Here is an 18,338-nt window from a genome sequence, read left to right as displayed (position 1 = left end):
GCTCCGGGCCCCACGGTAACGGGCGGGTCCGACAAGCCCGGCCGGGCAGACGCGTCCGCCCGGTCAGCTGCCGCGTTACGGCGGGTCAGCTGCCGAGTTTGCGGCCGACGTGAGCGACGCGTACGGCCCTTTTCTCCGGTACGAGCCGGAAGTGCACGCGCCCCGGTCCCGGGGTGAAGCGGGCATGCGTGTCGAAGATCCGCGTCCGGCCGTCGAGATCGGTGAACGCGCACAGTTCGCGGGCGCGCTGCTCGCCCTCGCCCGTCACCCAGGAGTGCCACCGGGGTCCCCCGGGTCCGGTGTCCGGGTTCCACGAGGCGACGGCCCGGTCGAGTTCGGCCAGCCGCCTGCCGACCGGGCGTACCCAGACCTGGAGCAGGTGCCGTAGCTGGTGTTCCACTCCGGGGAGGAACTCCAGGCGGGGGAAGAGGGCCGCGCGCCGTTCCCAGAGGTCGGCCCCCCGGGTGATGGCGTCGAGTCCGCCGCCGCGGGCGAGCTCGGCCTTCCGGGCGATCCATCGCAGATGCCCGTCGACGTGCGCCCCGCTCGACGCGTGCCGCAGCTCGACCGCGGTGGTCTGCGACGTGAGGCCGCCGTCGGCTTCCTCGACCAGCTGCTCACGTTCCAGCGACACCCGGTCGGCACCCCAGCAGGGCTCCACGGCTAAGGACAGGCCGAGCCCGTCCATGAGGTGGGCCGTCCCGAGCCCTTCCGCCGGCTCGCCCCGGTGCCGGTACTCGACGTCGTAGAAGTCCTGCCCGTCGGGGAGGACGGCGCGGTGCGGCCACTTGCTCTGCATCTGGAGGAGCCGTCGCCACGCGTCACGGTTCCTGGGGTTGCCGTGCCACTTGCCGATCGGGTGCCCGTCCGCGATCTGAAGTCCGGTGATCGGTTCCTTGCTGACCAGCACGGTGCCGGCCCGGTCGGCCCGGAGCACGGCGAGGACCGCACGGGCCAGCTCGGTCATGGCCCGCTCCGCGCGCGCCGGATCGGATCTGGTCGCACAGGAGATCTCGTTCAGGAACAGCAGCGGCACGTTTCCCCCTCGTGATGTCGTCCCCGCCCGGCAGCCGGGACCGGCCCGGCGCGCGGAGCGACGCGCTCTCAGGCCAGCAGTTCGTCCAAGGCGTTCTCCACCTCGTCGAAGAACCCCTCGGGCCACTCGTCGAGCAGGCCGTCGCGGTCGATACGGGGGCTGGTCACCTCGCTGCCCATGGATCCGCCGCGGAAGTAGTGGAGTACGGCCCGCTCCGGTGCCAGCACCCCGCGCTTGACGGCGAGGCGCACCCCGTTGAGCACGTGATCGCTGTGCGTCTCCACGACGAGCTGTGCCCCGTGGGCCGCCGCCGCCGATACGAGTGCGGCCATCCGGGTCTGGCCGCGCGGGTGCAGATGCGCCTCGGGGTTCTCCAGAAGGACCAGCGATCCGCGCCGGGCCGTCAGGCAGGCCACGACGACCGGCAGCGCGTACGTCAGGCCGAAGCCGACATTCGTGGGGCGCCGCCGGGTTCCGCGGGGGCCGTCGAAGCCGTAGGAGAGGCGTACGGAATCGGTGCCGTCGATGGGCTCGGCCGTGAGGTCGACGCCAGGACACAGCTCGCCCATCCACGCGGCGGCCTGGTCGAGCAGCCGCGCGGAAGCCGCGCGCGGGTGGCGCAGCGGACCGGCCGGCACCTCCTCCCTGGCGTGGTGCCGGAGGAAGTTGACGGTGTGTTCGCCCCGTACACCGAGGAATCCCCGGCCGATCGACACATGGTGGTCGCGCGGGTAGAACTCGGCGGGCGAGATGCGGTCGGCGTGCAGGTACTGGAATCCGGCGGTGAGCCAGCCGGGAACGACAGCCGCGTCCCCGGTCGCCGCAACCTTGTGCGTCCGTGACGCGACGACAGGGTTCTTGGCCGGAGGTGTGCCACCCTCCGTCGTGAGCGGAAGGTCGACACGGATCAGGGGCAGCAGGTTCTGCTCGGCGTCGTAGGCCACGGTCCAGGCGTAGCGGTACGGTCCCTCGTTCACGGCGAGGGTGATCGCCGGCTCGTCGCCGGTGAAGTCCTCGTGCAGCACGTCGTGGCCGGTCCCGAGGGACACCAGCTCGCCGTTGAGGAGAAACCCGTTGTCGGCGGTGGTCACCTCACCGGATCCCGCCGCCTCCACCAGGTCCCGTACGTCGTCGAAGTCGCCTGCGGTGTACGACTGCTGGAGCAGCCCGAGCGCCTGAAGGACGCTGCTTTTGCCGGAGGAGTTGAGACCGGTGAGGAGGGTGAGGGGGCCGAGCGGGAGGTCCACGTGCTGGAACGCCTTGAAGTTCGTCAGCGTCAGCTGGTCGATCACTGGCCCACTACCCCCCGGAAGAGTTCCGCCATCGCGGTGAACCTCTTGCGCACCTTCTTCGTGTCGCCGGTCGCGACGGAGATGGCGCGGTCGAAGTCCCAGTCCTTCATCAGCCCGAAGAACCCTTCGAGCACCCTGTCACGCGACGTTACCAGTCTCTCACGCTCGTGATCGTCGAGGGTGGCGAGATTGACCGCGACCGTCTCGAACAGGGCTTTGTTGATCGGGGACTTGCTGCCCTTCCCGGCCCGCCACTTCCGGAACGCGTGGTCGCCGAAGAGGTCGGAGGCGCAGCGCATCGCCTTGCGGAACTCCAGGGCCAGCAGCTCCCGTTGCTCCGCGCTGAGCCGGTTGACGTAGTGCATGGAGGTGACCAGAAACTGGTCGAAGTCCCGCTGCGTGTGCTCGGCGGGGTCGCTCAGCCGGAACGCCAGGAAGCGCAGGACCATCTCCCGGTCGGCCATCCGCTCGTTGGACACACTGTGCCCGGTGGCGTCCCCGAAGGCCGGGTCCTCGGCGAGGTCGGCGAGGTAGCCGCGCACCGGCCCGTCGACCAGGGCGTGCCGGATCTCCTGCGGGGTGAGCGGCAGCCCTCCGGTGTTGATCCGCGAGAACACGTTGAACTTCACGGCCTCCGGCGTGCCCTGCTGGATGATGTGCACGACGAGCTGGGTCTCCCGCAGCCTGATCCGCAGCCGCCCGGTCAGCCCGGCGTAGCCCATGCCGTGGAAATCCCGCAGGTAGTCGAGGCCGCGCAGGGTCAGTGGCGGCATGCCCACCGCCTCGGGCTCCATGAACCGGGCGATGGCCGTGAGCCGCTGGATGCCGTCGACGACGGCCCAGTCGTCGTCGGCGTCCTGCGCCATGTGGAAGGACGAGATGGGGATGCGCAGCAGAAGCGACTCGATGAGCCTGCTCTGCTGTACGTCGGTCCAGATGCCGGCCCGGCGCTGAAAGTCGGGCGCGAGGTCGATCATCCCCTCCCGCAGCCGGGAGAGGAGCAGATCGACGGTGGTCGTCTGGGTCTCGATCTTGATGCTCTCGGGCCGGAAGGGCGCGGAGATCTCATCGGGGTCGCCGGTGCCCGCCCCCGCCTCCGCGCCCTCCTCGTCGGCGGGCTGCTCCAGCTCCACGCCGGTCGGCAGCCCGTCACCGCCGACCTCGACGGGGGCGTGCAGGGAGGGGAAGAGTCCGGGCTGAAGCAGTTCGATGTCCTCCGGCGGGAACTGGTAGCGCCGGAACCCCACGTCCCGCCCGCGCCCGGTCGCCCGCCCGCTGCCACTGTCCTCAAGCCCTGCCATGACTCCCCGTCGCCTCCGCCGGCTCGCTGCTGATGACCGTGGGTTGTTCCCTGCCCACCATGGTCACCCGCCAGCCTATAGACGGCGAGGGGGCGCGTCAGCGAGGAAGGTCCAGCTCGGCGCGGACCGTCTTGCCGACGGGCACCCGGTCGAGGACGGCCCACCGGTCGGCCAGCGCCTCGACGAGCAGCAGCCCCCGCCCGCCGACCGCCTCGCCCGGCGGAGCGGTGACGGTACCGGGCCCGGCGGGACGGCGCTCGCCGCGCGGGTCCGACACGTCGATCCGGAGGGTGCCCGCGTCGAGCCCGAGCCGCAGCTCGAAGTCACGGCCGGGCACCCGTCCATGGGTGACGGCGTTCGCGGCGAGCTCGGCGACGAGCAGCGAGGCGATGTCGGAGGCGTCGGAGCCGTACGGGATGCCCCACTCGTGCAGCCGGTGCAGAGCGAGATGCCGGGCGAGGCGCGCCCCGCGCGGGGTGGAACTGAAGCGCTGGGTGAACACACGTACGGTGGGCGGCGCTTGATGGGTCGGACTGTGCGTCATGGGCCCCAAATTGGCGGCCCCGGAGCGCCGGACACCAGATCGGCGACTAGCACTCTGCGTGAGAGTACGAGTACGGAGAGTGGACAGGGGTGGTGGTCGACCGTAACCATGACGGGGTCGGAAGCGGTTTGCGGGGCAGGCGTACGGGAGGAGTCCTCGCATGACGGACGGTACGGGCGGCACGGACGGTACAGGCGGGTCACCGGGTGGCAGCGAGCCGGAGGTGTCGGACAGTCTCAGGACGTTCGGCGAGGTCCTCAAGGCCTTCCGCAGACGGGCCGGCCTCACCCAGGAGGAGTTCGCGGACCTGGTCCCGTACTCGGTCCAGACGGTAGCCAAGATCGAACAGGGCCGCCGCTTTCCGCAACCGGACTTCGTGGCGCGGGCGGAGGAGGCACTGGACGCGTTCGGCACGCTGAAGGGCGCGGCACGGCATCTTTCGCGGCAGCCGGGGCTGGCGAGCTGGTTCCGGCAGTGGGCGAAGTTCGAGGCGGAGGCGGTCACTCTGTGGACCTACGAATGCCGAGTCATTCCGGGCCTGTTGCAGACGGAGCCGTACGCGCGAGCGGTGACGGTAAGCGTCCCACCGGTCAAGGATGAGGAACAGGTCGACCAGCAGGTGGCGGCCCGCCTGGAACGCCAGGAACTCTTCCGGCGACGGCCACCGATCGCCTTCAGCTTCATCATCGAGCAGGCGCTGATCGAGCGCGGCACCGGGAACCCGGAGGTGACCCGGGAGCTGATCGACCATCTGCTGGACCGGGCCGGGCAGTTCAACGTGGAGTTGCAGATCATGCCGCTGGTTCAGCCGGACCATGCGGGGTTCGACGGGCCGTTACAGGTGCTGGAGACGTCCGAGCACAAGTGGTACGGCTACGCCGAAGGCCAGCGCGGAGGCCTGCTGATCACAGACCCCAAAGAGGTCAGCATCATGCTCCAGCGCTATGCAACACTGCGCTCACAGGCCCTCACCCCCGAGGATTCCAAGGGTCTGCTGAAGCGAATGCGAGGAGCGCTATGAACACGTCCGAACTGGCCTGGTTCAAGAGCAGCTACAGCGGCTCCGACGGCGACAGTTGCGTCGAGGTGGCGCTGTCCGGGGCGGCAGCGGAGCCGACTGAGACGGTCCACGTACGGGACTCGAAGCTGCGGCAGAGCCCGCAGCTTGCGGTCGCCCCGGGGCCGTGGCAGAGCTTCATCTCGTACACGAGCCAGAACTGACACCGTTACGGCCCCCTGAGCGCCCCGCCGGAAGCATGTCCCGCACGGGGCGCTCTCATTACACCTGCCCCTCCCGTGCCTTCCGCAGCCGCTCCGAGAAGACGGCGTGTGCAGCCCGCATCTCCTCCTCACGATTGGCCTTGTAGAAGGGGGCGGTGTAGCCCTCGGGGGGTTCGGGACGCTCGCCCTTTTTGTAGGCAAGGAACTGCTCGTAGTCCTGCTTGGTCTGGCCAAAGCCGTAGGTGTAGCGGTTTCCTGCGATCTTGCGCTCGTTGTCGTCGAACCAGGTGACCGCGTCGAAGTCCTGCATGATCGGGAAGCGAGACTTGTACATGGCTGCCAAGGCATCAGCGCTGACTCCCACCCAGACCGCTACCAGCGCGTCGATCTCCACAAGCGCGGCACGACGAGCTCGCTCGGTACGCAATGGGGTGTCGTAATTCCAGTCGGACGTGACGCTGTGCAAGGGCTGAAGACCGGACCAACTGTGCGCCCAGGGCTCGTAGCCAGGCCACGTGGGATCGTAGAGGTCCTGCCACAGGTCAGCGTAGGCGCTGGTCAGGCAGTTGAGTCGCAGTGTACGGAGCAGCAGGGCCGACGCCAGAGGGTGGTTGGCGGCTGGCGCGGGCATGACTCTTGCACCCGCCACCCTGAGGTCTCCACGCCCCGTCGTACGCAAAAAATAGTCCACAGGCAGTGCTGACCAGAATCCGGCTACCAGGCAGGTGCTTCGGGGGGCATTGGCAACCATCGTCTGAATCTGGTCAACGTGTGCCGTGCCCGGTGGCACCAACGCCGGATAAAGGGCCCGCTCTGTATCAGGAGCAATCTGCCTTCGCCACGCGACCCGGTAGAAATCGGTGTACGGCCGCCGCAGGCGTCCAACTAGTTGCCTGTCCACCTCCTCCGCCGTGACCTCCTCCGGCGCGATCTCCCGAGCCTCGGCCACAGCAACCCGCGCCCGCGTCACCTCGTACTCCGAAGCCCGCAACTCATCCAGCGTCCGGCGTTCGCTCCACACATCCTGAGCGGCGCGATAGACAGCGGGCTCCGCCACATACACGTACTCGGACTCCGGCACCGCGTCGTCCGCCAGCGTCAACGGGTTGAGCCCCAGCACCTCACCGGCGCCCTGACTGGGCTGCTTGAACATCGGGTTCGCCAGACCGAGTTGCGGCCCTTTCAGGATCACCTCGGACCAGTTGGCCGGCCGGCGCACGGCACCCGTCGCGTCGGGCACGTTGTAGTCGATGAGGTCTGCCGCCTTGGCACCGCTCTCGTCGTACCCGCGTGCGATCTGTGGGTCGTAGTCCGCAAGCCGCAGCGAGTAGTCGGCCAGCGCCTCGATCGCCTGCGCCTCGGCCGTACTCACCGGGGAGAGCAAACGCCCCTGCCGTACGGGCTGTCCCTCGTCGCCCGTCAGACGCTGCCAGCGCTCCAACGTCTCCTCGTCCACCCGCACAATCCGTTTCTTGTGCGGGCGCTCGTCCCAGCTGTCCCCGTAACGGACCCCGGGATCGGGCGCCGTGCCGTCGTCCTGAGCCGACAGGCGCAGCGCGTCCACCGAGAACAGCCACGACAGGTGGTCGAACCCGATCTCGCCTTCCTGCCCGTAGATATGCACGCCGAAGTGACTGGACCGGCCCACGGGCGGCGGAAAGAAGCGGTTTCCGGCGTTCACGAAGTCGCCGTGCACCCGGAGCCGGGTGTACGCGGCCTCCCGCAGGCGCGCTTCCTTGTCGCCGCTGAAGTGGGAGTCCGGGTGGACGAGCCCCACCGCCCCCTCCGCCGCTGTGTGCTCCCACGTCCGGCACATGAACGCCCGGTACAGGTCCGGCTGCGTCCCCCGCAGCAGCGGGTACAGCAGCCCGGAGCCCAGCATCGCTCCCGTTCCGCTGTGTGCCGCCAGCTCGTTCAGCAAGGACCTCCGCACCGGCTCCGCCGTCATCAGCGCGTCCAGCCGACGCGTCCGTTCCGCCTTCGTCGGCTTCTCCGTGAGCATGAACCACGGCTCGTGCTCGGCGAGCAGCGGGTTCTCCTCCCACCGGGGCCGCACCCACGGCGGGTTCCCTACCTGCAAGTCGAACCCGCCCCGCTCGCCCAGGAACACGTGCGCGAAGTGCAGCTCCCAGTGGAAGAACCCGTGCCCGTCCTCCGTCTTTATGTCGCGTTCCGTCGTGCCCGCGAGGTCCTCGACCACGTCCAGCCACGGGAAGCGCTCCGCCAGCTTGAAGGGTGAGTTCATGCCGAGGACACCGTCCAGGCTGCGCTCGTACGCCTCCAGAGCCGGCAGCGCCTCGTCCACCGGGAGGCCGTCCAGGCCGTCCAGGAACGAACCGGCGTCCGCGTCCTTCGTGCCGAGGGTCAGCTCCAGGAACTCCAGCCAGTCGGCGAATGTCTTCAGCGGGATGACCGAGCGCCGATCGTCTTCGTTGATCTCGGCCCGTCGGCCGGTCGCCCGGCGACCCTTGATCTTCAGACCCTTGATCTCCAGGCCCTTGCCGCTCTCCTCCTGGGCCTCCAACTCCCCCTGCTCACCGTCCGGGTCGTCGAACAGCCCGGCCGCCCGCCAGGCCACATCACCCGGCGCCGGACCGCTCGGCACGGTCAGTACACGCGACTCCGCCTCCCGTGCGGCCGGAACAGAGACGGCCCCGGCCACCTCGGCGCCGGTCGCGTACACCGCGTCCGTGCCGTCCAGCAGGCCCACCCGGTCCAGCGGCCAGAACCACAGCGCGCACCACGCGTCCATGACCGTCTTCAGCCGCCAGTACGGCGTGCCGGCCGCCGTCAGGTCGTCCAGGATCCGCTGCTTGTCCGCCGCCTCCGTCGCCTCCGTCAGCCAGTCCGCGCCCCAGACGTCGATCCGGCGCGACACCTTCCGCTCGGAGAGCTCCAGGCGCTTGGCGACCAGGCTCCACAGGAACTCCGCCCGCCGGGCCACCGCCGCCACCCGGCCCAGCTCGGTGCCGGCCGCCGCCTTGGCCCACTTGTCGTAGCGGGCCCGCCGCTTGTCCTCGGGTTCGCCGTCCTTCTCCTCGAACGGCTTGCACTTGGGGGCCTTCTGCACCCCCTTGCGCCACTGGCCGAGCGCCTTCGCCTGCTCCTCCGCCAGTTTCTTCGCCTCGGGCTCCCCCGCCACCGCGCCCCAGCCGAGCGCCGGGAGGAGGAAGTGGTGCACCGCGCCCTCGGGCAGGTCGCCGTCGCGGAAGGGGAGTTCGGTGGGCGCCAGGGGTAGCTTCTTCGACAGCCACTGGCCGTGGGGCAGCGCGTCCGCCCCGTACACCTTGCGGCCCGCGCCGATCAGGGAGTTGCCGCGCCGGAGGTGCAGGCCGAACCAAGGGGCCCGCATGCCCGGGTGCATGGAGTTGAGCCAGAGGGAGACCTCGGCCAGCTCCACCGCCGTGGCGTTCAGGTCGACGCCGTACGCGTTGTGCAGGGCGACGTACGCCTTGGCCTTCTGGAATTCGACCGGCCGCGCCTCCGGGTCGATCCGACGGCCCAACTCCCTCTCCCGGCGGCGCAGATACTCGGCGGCCACCTGGTCGATGGCCTCGTTGAGGAATGCGCCCGAGCCGAGGGCCGGCTCGCAGATCTTCCAGCCGAGGAGTTCCTCGGCCGAGGTCGTGGTGCCGTCCTGGTCGAGGCGGTGCTTGAGGGCGAGTTCGACGGTGACCTCGGTCAGGGACTTCGGCGTGTAGTAGGAGGCGGACGTCTGCCGGTCGCGGCCCGCCAGGCGGTACACGAACGAGCCCCGGGGGTGGACGACGCGCAGCGGGCGGCCGGTCTCCTCGTGGGGGCGCTCGACGAACACGTCGTCCGGGTAGTCCTGGACCCGCCCGGCGGGGATCATCCAGCTGCCGCCGGACGCGTCGCCGCCCTTGGCCACCTCGTACAGGTCCTCGCCGGCGATGAAACCGGTGTAGGACATCAGCCCCTCGTAGACCGCGCCCAGCTGGTTGATGCCGAGCTGCGCGTACGAGATGAAGCCCCCCCGTTCGCGCCCCTTGCCCTGGGTGAGCATCAGCCGGCGCAGCACCTTGTGCAGGGTCTCGTTGCGCAGCCGGGTGTCCAGGAACTCGGGCAGCCCCGAGCCCTCCTCGTACACCGGGTTCTCCAGCCGGTCGGCCGAGATGAGGCGGACCGCGTCCTTCCTGAACAGGTCCGAGCGCAGCGGCTCGAAGCGCAGGCCGACATCGGCGCTGCGGGCGGCTGCCTTGCGGGCGCGGTCGGCCTCGCGGACCCGCTCGGTGTACTCGTCCCGGGTGATGGTCCCGGCCGCGAGGAGTGCGGCGGCCTCGCGTTCGGCCGCGCCGGCCGCCCGGTCGGCGGCCTGGGCCTCCAGGTCCTCGGGCTCGCTGCCGAACTCCCGGTGCCCCTTCTGGACCTGCTGGAAGAGCAGGTCCAGCGACTCGTACAGATGGAAACCGCTCCGGGACCGTTCGCCGACCAGGTCGCGGACGACGAGGTCACCGAGGCGCTGGAGGCCGTAGCCGCGGACGTACTCGGGATCGTCGGCCGGCAGGATCCCGAGCGCCGGCTGGGCCTCGGCGTACAGCAGGAACAGGACGCGGTAGAGGTAGCGCAGCGACTCGCGGCCGAGTTCCTTGGCGAGGCGGGCCGGTTCGTCGATCTGTTCCGGGGGGACGCCCTGGTCGCGGAGCCGGTCCAGGACCTCGTTGGCGATCCACTCGACGGAGAGCCGCAGTCCCTCCCGCAGCTCCGTGGAGACGCCGACCGCGTGTTTGCCGGACTTGTCGACGAAACCGGCCAGCGGCGCGGCGCCGCCCTCCTCCGGGACGCGCAGCGAGTCCGCGCCGAACAGCGCGGCGACAGTGTCGAGTTCGCCGCCGTTACGGACGTCGCGCCGGTTGAGCGCGGCGTCCAGGCCGACGGCGAGGTAGCGGCCCTCGTGCCAGGCGAGACGGTCGGCGAGGACGACGACACCGCCGGCCGCCATCAGGACGTAGCGGGGCGGCTCGTCACACTCGAAGAGGAAGTCCGCCAGGGCCTTCGCGTCGGTGAGGCGGGCCGACGCCTCCAGCTCCACCGGGTGCAGCAGACGGCCCGCGCCGTCCGGGTCGAGCGCCGCGTCCGGCTCGTCGGTCCAGCCGCACGAGACGGCGGTCAGACCGGGCTCGGTGTGCAGGACCTGGACGGGGTGGTCACGGCCCGAGCGGTGCACCGTGACGGTCTGCTCGTGGGCGTCGCCGAAGCCGAGTGCCCGCAGGGTGTCCAGGTGCAGCCCGGTAAGACGCTTGGCCCAGTCGGCGGGGACCGGCGCGTCCGGTACGGCGAGGGCTTCCGCGTCCCGGGCGAAGTCGGCCCGGGAGGCGAAGTAGGGGCCGTGCAGGGCCCGCAGCCCTTCGCGGGGCGTGCGGGGACGCGGTGCCACGGTCGCGGGGTCGCGCCCTTCCGTGGCGGCCCGGGCGAGGGCGGCGGCGTGGGCGCGCCGTTCCCGCTCCTCGGTCTCGGCCCACCGGGCCAGCAGGCCGTCCTTGGCCTTGAGATCCTTGGGGAGGACTTCGGCGAGATAGTGCGCCGAGAGGTAGTCGCCGTGGTTGATCAGCGAGTCGTACGTCACGTCAGTTCTCCGCCGGGTCGAAGGCGTCGTCGGATGCGGTCAGGTGCCCGGGGGCACCGTCCGGGGTCCCGTGCCGCGTGTCGTGCGGGGCCCCGTCCGGGGCGTGGTCCTGAGCGGGCCGGTCCAGGACGGCGAGGACCCGCAGCAGGGGAAGCCCGACGGTGTTCAGCTGGTCGAGGAGATCAGCCTGGTCGCCCGCGGTCTTCTCGACCTGCCGCCTGCGCCGGACGCTCTCGCCGGAGAGCGAGTCCAGGGATTCCTGGCGCCACTCGGCCAGCCGCTCGCGGTACTCGGCGAGCGGCACACCGATCTGGCGTGCCCAGTCGTCCCGGGACTTCTCCAGGTGCTCCCGGGCCCGCGCCACGGCGGCGGGCACCAGCGACTGGAGATGCCCGAGGTCGCGCGGGTCGCCGGTACGGCCGAGGTCGGGACGGACCTGCGCGGCGCGCAGGGCGTCGGTCATCTCCCCCACCGGGGCGTCGGGGTCGGCGCTGACGGCCATCCACCGTACGACCGTGGGGCGGCCGAGCGCGTTGGAGCAGATGCCCTGGATCAGGAAGGTCGGGTGCGTCACGTACGGGGAGGTGATCACCGGCGCCTCCTGGCGCCCGAACTGCACCAGCACCTTGTCGGTGAGCCACTCCACGACGGGGTGGATGTCGCTCAGGTAGGAGACCGTGGGCCAGATGGTGTCGGTCGCCTCCCGGGCCTCGGTCAGCTTGTCCTGGGCGAGGCCCCGGTCGAAGGAGAGGATCATCCGTTCGGCCACGCCCTGTTCCTTCAGATAGGAGGGCGGCAGGGCCTTGAGGCGGCGCAGCAGGTCGGGGGCGAGGTCCGGGGAGAGCGAGAAGTACGGGCGCTGATGGGCGTCCTCGCCCCGGGACAGGCCGATGGCCTCCTCCGCGTGGTCCTCGTACAGCTCCGCCAGCGCCGTGTCGACGAAGGCCGCCGTGTCGCCGTCGAACAGCGAGGGGACCTCGGCCCGGTCCGGCAGCTCCTCCTCGGTGATGGTGTCGACCTGGCCGAACAGTCCCGCCAGGTCGGCGTCGTCGGCGGCGGGCGCGGAGGCGAGGAACTCCTCGACCGTGCCGCCCTCCATCAGTTCCCTGATCAGCCGGCGCTCCTCCTCGTCAGCGCGGTAGTACCCGGTCTCCGCCTCCGCCGTGCCGCTCAGCTTGTGGGCCTCCTCCTCGCGGACGAGGAGCTTCTCGGCGACGGTCCGGTCGTCCTTGGCGCCCGGCTGTGCGGAGGTGAGGATCAGCGCCCGGAACTCCGGCTCGTGGCGCTGCCCGTACCGGTCGATGCGTCCGTTGCGCTGCTCGATGCGGATCAGCGACCAGGGAATGTCGTAGTGGATCAGATGGTGGCACTGGCGGTGCAGGTTGACGCCCTCGGAGGCGACATCGCCGGCGAACAGCAGCCGCACCGGGGCGCCGGCGAGACTGAACTCCTCGCGGATCACCCGCTGCTGCTCCTCGACGACCCCGCTGTGCATGATCCGCACGGCCTGGTGGCCGCCGTTCCTGTCCGGGGTGAAGCCGAGGCGGGCGGGCACCCGCTCGGCCAGCCACTTGAGGGTCTCCACCCGCTCGGAGAAGATCACCGCCCGCGTGTCGCTGCGCGGTCCGACGCCGATCTGCTCCAACTGCTCGACGAGGGCGTCCAGTTTTGTGGAGTCGCCCGGCGCGCTCCCGTCGCCCATCGAGTCGACGAGGTCACGCAGCCGGGCCAGGGCCGTCTGCTCGCCGTCGATCGCCGGGTCGTGCGCCCGTCCGGCGCTCCGCGCGTCCCGCACCCGCTTGGCCAGGGAGGCGACGCGCCGGTCGACCAGTTCGCCGAGTGCCTGGTGGGAGGAGAGGAATGTCTTGAGGACGTTGTAGGCGAAGAGCGGGTCGGTGCTGACCGAGACCGGCTCGTGGTCCGCCGTGCCGAACTCGGTACTGGCGGTGGGCGTGGGCAGCCAGTGCTCGGCGAGCTCCGCGAAGATCCGTTCCTCCGCCTCGTTGGCGGGGCAGCGCAGCGAGCGGGTGGGGCCGCGGTCGGCCCACTCCGTCCCGATACCGTTGCGGACCTCGGGGCTGATCTTGGTGCGTCGGATGAAGAGGTGTCCGAGGTCCTCGGCCGGGTCGTAGCGGTCGCGGTCCACGATCGCGGCCGGGTCCAGCAGGGACACCAGGTCGGCGAAGGAGCGCTTGTCACCGTTGTGCGGGGTGGCACTGGCCAGGAGCAGGGCGTCGGTGCGCGGGGTGAGCGTCTCGGCGAGGGCGCGGCGCTGGCTGCCCTGGTTGATCAGGTTGTGCGACTCGTCGATGACGACCGCGTCCCATTGGATACGTTCCAGGTGGTGCCGGTACTGGCCGATGTTCTTGAGTGTGTCGACGGAGATGATCACGCGCTTGTAGTGGGTGAACGGATTGCGGCCCGCGGGGATCTCGCGCTGAATGCGCTGGATCCCCAGTGAGTCGAGCCGCACCAGCGGAATCGAGAACCTCGTCCACAACTCGTGCTGGAACTGCTCCAGGACACTCTGCGGGGTCACGACGAGAATGCGCTCGCCGCGGCCCCGGCGGATCAGCTCGGCGAGGGTGAGACCGATTTCGAGGGTCTTGCCGAGGCCGACGACATCGGCGATCAGGATGCGGGGGCGGAGGTTGCGCATCGACAGGGCGAGCTCCGCAGGACGCTGCTGGTAGGGCAGCGGGTCGAGGAGGAAGCGGTCGGCGAGGGCGAGCCCGCGCTCGGTCTGCGGCAGCGGCGTCTTACGCAGGACCGCTTCGAGGAAGAGCCGCCCGCGCCGGAAATAGGACGAGGTGTCGGCGACCAGACGCGTCTTCTCCGGCTCCAGGAGTTCGACCGTGTCGATGCCGGTGAAGAACACGGCCTCCTCGTCACGGACGAACTCCGACACACCGATGGCCTCGATGCGGTCGCCCTCACGCTCGGTCCAGCGCGCGTTCCTGACCAGCCACTCCTCGTCCCGGACAAGGATCTGGGCCCCGGCTGGATATCGATTCCGCACCTGCTCTGCCACCCGTGGTCACTCCGTTGTCCATGCGTTGTCCATGCCGGGAATACGTGGTCTGCTCCGTACGCCCCGAGTCTTTCACGAGGTGACCGCCGGTCACCGGGGAATCCCGGTGACCGGCGGACGTCGCGGAGAGTCGGGTGCGGGTCACCGGCGGGTGCGGGCGCCTCGCGGGTACGGGCGCCTCGCGGGTACGGTCGGCGCACGGGTAGCGGGTCACGCACGGGGACAGGGCCGCTCCTCAGAAGCGGGCATCGCTCGCGTAGGCCGCCCGCAGCTCCTCGGCGATCCGCAACGGCGCCGAGAGCCGGACACCCGGCCGAGGGGGACGGCTCCCCTCCGGACTCCTGGAACCGGCCGGCGCGGCCCGCACCCCTCCGTCCTCCCCCGGGGAGGTATCGCCGTCCGAAGGCCTCTCCCCGGCCTCGTCCCGGGCCGCCTCCGGCTCGGCTTCCCTCTCTACGGCCTCGTCTCCGGCCTCGTCCACTTCCGCGTCCCATGGAGCGTCCTGCCGCGGTGGCGGAACCTCGTCGTCCGCGCGCACGGCGACGTCCACCACGGTCGGGGTGTATCCGGGCGGGGGCTCGTGCGCCTCCGGAGGCTCGGGCGGCAGCGGCAGCTCGGGCAGGGCCGACCCGGGGGTCAGCGCCGCCAGCCGGCGCCGGGCCCGTGCGGCGGTCAGCCCCTGCCCCTCGATGACGCGTACGAGCACATCGGTGACCTGGGGCAACGTCGGCCGGACGGCGGGATCAAGGGCCAGCATCGCGGAGATCAGCGGTTCCAGCTCGGCCGGCAGGCTGTCCAGGTCCGGAGGAACGGCCGGATCCTCGATCCGGCGCGCGATCGCCTGCCAGCTCGTACCGGTGTACGGGTAGTGGCCGGTGGCCGCGTACAGCAGAACCGCGCCCAGGGCGTAGACGTCCGCGGCCCGGTCGAGGTGCCGTCCGCCCTGGGTCTGCTCCGGTGGCATGCACAGCACGGAGCCCACCACCACACCGGTCGCGGTCAGTGTCGAGCGCCGCTCCGCCAGCACCGCGAGTCCGAAGTCGATCACTTTCGGGCCGGACGGGGCGAGCAGGATGTTCTGCGGCTTGAGATCACGGTGCAGCAGCCCCGCCTCGTGCACGGTCCCGAGCCCCTCCGCGAGCAGTGCGCCGAGACTGGCCGTCTCCACGAGCGGCAGGGGGCCGTGGTCGGCGACATGGGCCTGGAGGTCGGGGCCGTGCACGAATTCCACAGCCAGCCAGGGGCGTTCCGCGTGGGCGTCGGCGGCGACGAAGGACGCGATGAACGGCCCGTACACCGTTCGGAGGCTGTCCACTTCGAGCAGGAACCGAGCCCTGCTGTCCTCGTCGAGCACCGACGGCTTGATCACCTTGACGGCCACCGTGTGACCGGCCGGTGACTCACCGAGGTAGACCTGCCCCATGCCTCCGGCTCCGAGCCGGCACACGAGCGTGTACCCGCCGATGGTCCGCGGATCGTCGTCCCTCAATGGCTCCACGGTTCGCGTCGCGCCTTCCCTGATGTCCACCGGCCGCCCCGCCGCACCGGCCTGACGAGTCTCCACACACCTTCGAAGGAGGTCCCGGGCCGGGCCGCGCACCGGCAGTTTATGTGAGCCCCCGGCGGAGCCGGGTCATGTTTCCGCCTTGGCCCGCCTGTCCTCCGGCAGAGGCCATAAGGTCGTTCCCGCACGGCACAACGCACCGTTCACCGGGGGGACATCATGCAGGCGAAGGAGACCCTGTTCGCCGATCTGGTGCAGGGCAGGGCCCAGCAGTTCCAGGTGCCGCTCTATCAGCGGACGTATTCCTGGACCGAGCGGCAGCTGGCACAGCTCTGGGCCGACATCCTGGAGCAGGCCGAGCTGCTGGAGTCCGAGGACAGAGCGAGCACGCACTTCCTGGGCTCGGTCGTCCTCGCGCCGTCGCCACAGAACGAGGCGACGTTCCCCCGATGGCTGGTCGTCGACGGTCAGCAGCGGCTGACGACGCTGTCACTCGCCCTGGCCGCGATCCGCGACCACGTCGCGGACACCCGGCCCGACGAGGCCGAGCGCATCGCCGAGGAATACCTGATCAACAAGCGCAAGAGCGGCACCGACCATTTCCGGCTGCTGCCGACGCAGGCCGACCGGCCGCAGTTCGCCGCGCACGTCCGTGGCCCGCTCGACACATCGGCCGTCGGTGGAAACGTCGGCGCGGCCTACGGCTTCTTCCGCCGCAAACTCGTCGAGGCGGAGGATCCGGCCACCCCACAGGACGTGTTCCGCATCGAGCAGGCCATCACGTCCCGGCTCACGCTGGTGGCGGTGACCGCCGAGCGCGGCGACAACGTCCACCGCATCTTCGAGTCCCTCAACAACACCGGCCTGGGGCTCAGCCAGGCCGACCTGCTGCGCAACTATCTGTTCATGAGGCTGCCCACCCGTGGTGAGCACGTCTACGAGACCTACTGGCTGCCGCTGCAGAACAGCCTGAGCAACGACGAACTCGAACAGCTCATGTGGCTCCAGCTGGTGCTGGGCGGAGACGACCGGGTGCGTCGCCAGGACCTCTACGCTTCTCAACAGCAGCACTTCGAGCGCCGCGAGACCACCGAGGCCGAGATCGAGTCGTATGTCCGGGACCTGCACCACCGCGGCGCGCTGTTCCGGCGGCTGCTCCACGCGGAGGAAGAGCCGGACGCCGCAGTCCGCGCCTGTCTGCGCCGTTTGGACTCCTGGCAGGCCCAGGTCACCTACCCTGCTCTGATGCTTCTGCTGGACCGGCGGGAGCGTGGGGAAATCGACTCCTCGGAAACGGCACGAGCGATGTCGTACATCGAGAGCTTCTTGGTGCGCCGGATGATCTGCCGGGTGCCGACGAACAACCTCAACCGGGTCTTTCAGGCCGTGCCCGGGCAGCTACCGCTGGATCTGCCTGTGGCCGACGGGCTGCACCGGCTGCTCTCCGCCGAGAACCGGTTCTGGCCGGACGACGACGAGCTGCGCGGGAAGATCCGGACGGCGCCCTTCTACCAGTACGGCCGGTGGCACCAGCGCAGGCTGGTGCTCCAGCGGCTGGAGGAAAGCTACGGGCACCCCGAGCCGGTGGACTTCGCCACGGCGCAGCTCACGATCGAGCATGTCCTGCCCCAGTCCGCGGGCGACGAATGGTTGCGGGTGCTGCAAGCGGACGCGGCGTCCACGGAGACCGCCGAGGAACTCCACGCGCGGCTGCGGCACACGCTTGGAAACCTGACGCTCACCGCGGTCAACTCGGAACTGTCCAACCACCCCTTCGAGCGCAAGCAGGATTTGCTGAAGGGGAGCCACCTGGAGATGAACCGCCGTATCGCCGCCACCGAGCAGTGGGGCGCCCAGGAGATCCTGGCCCGCGCCGACGATCTCGCCGAGCGCGCGATCGCCCTGTGGCCGGCTCCTCTGCGCGGAATCGGCCGAGCAGAGCGCAGCCGGGACTGGCAGTTGGCCCATCAGGTACTCGCAGCACTCCCTCACGGCACGTGGACGTCCTACGGCGAACTCGCCGCGTTCCTCGGTTCCGGTGCCCAGGCAGTGGGCAACCATCTGGCCGACACTCAGGGCGTGGCCAACGCCCACCGCGTACTCACCACGGAGGGCAAAGTCTCCGAAGGGTTCCGCTGGACGTCTCCGGGTGACGGAGGCGACGTCCGCGCCCGGTTGACTGCGGACGGCATCCGCTTCACGGTCAACGGCGCCGCCGATCCCGCGCAGCGCGTCACCGCCGACGATCTCGCTCTCCTCGTCCACGGTACGGACAACACCCAGGCTGACGGCGAGGACACCGCACAGCACAACGCACAAGTCCAAGGCGGCGAGACGCGCGCGGACCGGTTCTTCCGTCAACTCGCCGCGGACGACTCCCCCGCGACCGTCGAAGCGGTCCGTGACCTTCTCACCCGTTGGGAGGAGTTCGGCGGATGGGTCGGCCACGGGGCCGGGCAGGTCACCTCCAGCGCCTACCTCATGCTCGGAGAGGCTGGAGCACCGGGCCGCGGCATCTGGCCGCTGACGCTCTACCCGGGCGGCGGACGCGGCGGCACGGCCGAGGTGGTGTTCCAGCACCTCGCCGCACGCGAGCCCTTCACCGACCGCGGGCTTCGGGCCGAACTCCTGCGGCGCCTGAACGAGCTGAAGGGCATCGACATCCCCGAGGGAAAGCTGGAACTGCGTCCCAACTTCCGTCTCTCCCTCCTGGAGGACGGCCACAACCTCGAACTGCTCACCGGGACACTCGCTTGGTTCCGCCACCGCTGGGTCACTCGGGATACGGCCTGAGGCAAAGGCGGAATGAAGCCAGGCGCTGGAGA

General features: G+C 70.3%; 10 protein-coding genes. 3 read left to right on the top strand and 7 right to left on the bottom strand.

Going from position 1 to position 18,338, the window contains the following annotated elements; genetic code table 11:
* Positions 1-85: 85 nt before the first annotated feature.
* The 4 genes from ACFTZC_RS20700 to ACFTZC_RS20685 all read right to left on the bottom strand — a co-directional run bounded on the left by ACFTZC_RS20700 (position 86) and on the right by ACFTZC_RS20685 (position 4,173).
* Positions 86-1,036, bottom strand: a complete 951-nt coding sequence (locus ACFTZC_RS20700) for a hypothetical protein (protein ID WP_382891731.1) — start codon at positions 1,034-1,036, stop codon at positions 86-88.
* A gap of 68 nt (positions 1,037-1,104) precedes the next feature.
* Positions 1,105-2,328, bottom strand: a complete 1,224-nt coding sequence (locus ACFTZC_RS20695) for a DUF3696 domain-containing protein (protein ID WP_382891729.1) — start codon at positions 2,326-2,328, stop codon at positions 1,105-1,107.
* Entirely contained in the window at positions 2,325-3,629 is a 1,305-nt protein-coding gene (locus tag ACFTZC_RS20690) for a DUF262 domain-containing protein (protein ID WP_382891727.1), read from the bottom strand. Before ACFTZC_RS20690 ends, ACFTZC_RS20695 begins: the two co-directional genes overlap by 4 nt.
* 97 nt (positions 3,630-3,726) lie before the next feature.
* The gene (locus ACFTZC_RS20685; RefSeq protein WP_382891725.1) at positions 3,727-4,173 is read right to left on the bottom strand and encodes an ATP-binding protein; all 447 of its coding nucleotides are present in this window, start codon (positions 4,171-4,173) and stop codon (positions 3,727-3,729) included.
* A 160-nt stretch (positions 4,174-4,333) separates the two neighbouring features.
* Here ACFTZC_RS20685 and ACFTZC_RS20680 point away from each other — a divergent pair, with 160 nt between their 5' ends.
* Positions 4,334-5,194: a helix-turn-helix domain-containing protein gene (locus ACFTZC_RS20680; RefSeq protein ID WP_382891723.1), complete on the top strand. Its 861-nt coding sequence runs from the start codon at positions 4,334-4,336 to the stop codon at positions 5,192-5,194.
* The gene (locus ACFTZC_RS20675) at positions 5,191-5,394 is read left to right on the top strand and encodes a DUF397 domain-containing protein (protein ID WP_382891721.1); all 204 of its coding nucleotides are present in this window, start codon (positions 5,191-5,193) and stop codon (positions 5,392-5,394) included. The genes ACFTZC_RS20680 and ACFTZC_RS20675 overlap by 4 nt, the downstream gene beginning before the upstream one ends.
* A 58-nt stretch (positions 5,395-5,452) precedes the next feature.
* Here the strand turns inward: ACFTZC_RS20675 and ACFTZC_RS20670 are convergent, their stop codons facing one another.
* From ACFTZC_RS20670 to ACFTZC_RS20660, 3 genes are all read right to left on the bottom strand, one after another.
* Complete coding sequence (locus ACFTZC_RS20670) at positions 5,453-10,978, bottom strand: hypothetical protein (protein ID WP_382891719.1); 5,526 nt, start codon at positions 10,976-10,978, stop codon at positions 5,453-5,455.
* Between the two features lies 1 nt (position 10,979).
* A complete protein-coding gene (locus ACFTZC_RS20665) occupies positions 10,980-14,009 on the bottom strand; it encodes an SNF2-related protein (RefSeq protein ID WP_382891717.1) in 3,030 nt (1,009 codons plus the stop codon).
* Between the two features lie 235 nt (positions 14,010-14,244).
* Positions 14,245-15,507: a serine/threonine-protein kinase gene (locus tag ACFTZC_RS20660; RefSeq protein ID WP_382891715.1), complete on the bottom strand. Its 1,263-nt coding sequence runs from the start codon at positions 15,505-15,507 to the stop codon at positions 14,245-14,247.
* Between the two features lie 225 nt (positions 15,508-15,732).
* Between ACFTZC_RS20660 and ACFTZC_RS20655 the strand changes: the two genes are divergently transcribed.
* Positions 15,733-18,306, top strand: a complete 2,574-nt coding sequence (locus ACFTZC_RS20655) for a DUF262 domain-containing protein (RefSeq protein ID WP_382891713.1) — start codon at positions 15,733-15,735, stop codon at positions 18,304-18,306.
* The last annotated feature ends 32 nt before the right edge of the window (positions 18,307-18,338 follow it).

This window comes from Streptomyces sp. NPDC056987 (assembly GCF_042673865.1).
Classification (GTDB): Bacteria; Actinomycetota; Actinomycetes; order Streptomycetales; family Streptomycetaceae; genus Streptomyces.
The sequence above is the reverse complement of the archived record's forward strand: the minus strand, read 5'-3'. Positions and strand labels throughout refer to the sequence as shown.

Bases quoted from the DNA above. Each gene is read 5' to 3' on its own strand.
- ACFTZC_RS20690 (WP_382891727.1), bottom strand. From the start codon at position 3,629: ATGGCAGGGCTTGAGGACAGTGGCAGCGGGCGGGCGACCGGGCGCGGG.
- ACFTZC_RS20685 (WP_382891725.1), bottom strand. From the start codon at position 4,173: ATGACGCACAGTCCGACCCATCAAGCGCCGCCCACCGTACGTGTGTTC.
- ACFTZC_RS20680 (WP_382891723.1), top strand. From the start codon at position 4,334: ATGACGGACGGTACGGGCGGCACGGACGGTACAGGCGGGTCACCGGGT.
- ACFTZC_RS20675 (WP_382891721.1), top strand. From the start codon at position 5,191: ATGAACACGTCCGAACTGGCCTGGTTCAAGAGCAGCTACAGCGGCTCC.
- ACFTZC_RS20655 (WP_382891713.1), top strand. From the start codon at position 15,733: ATGCAGGCGAAGGAGACCCTGTTCGCCGATCTGGTGCAGGGCAGGGCC.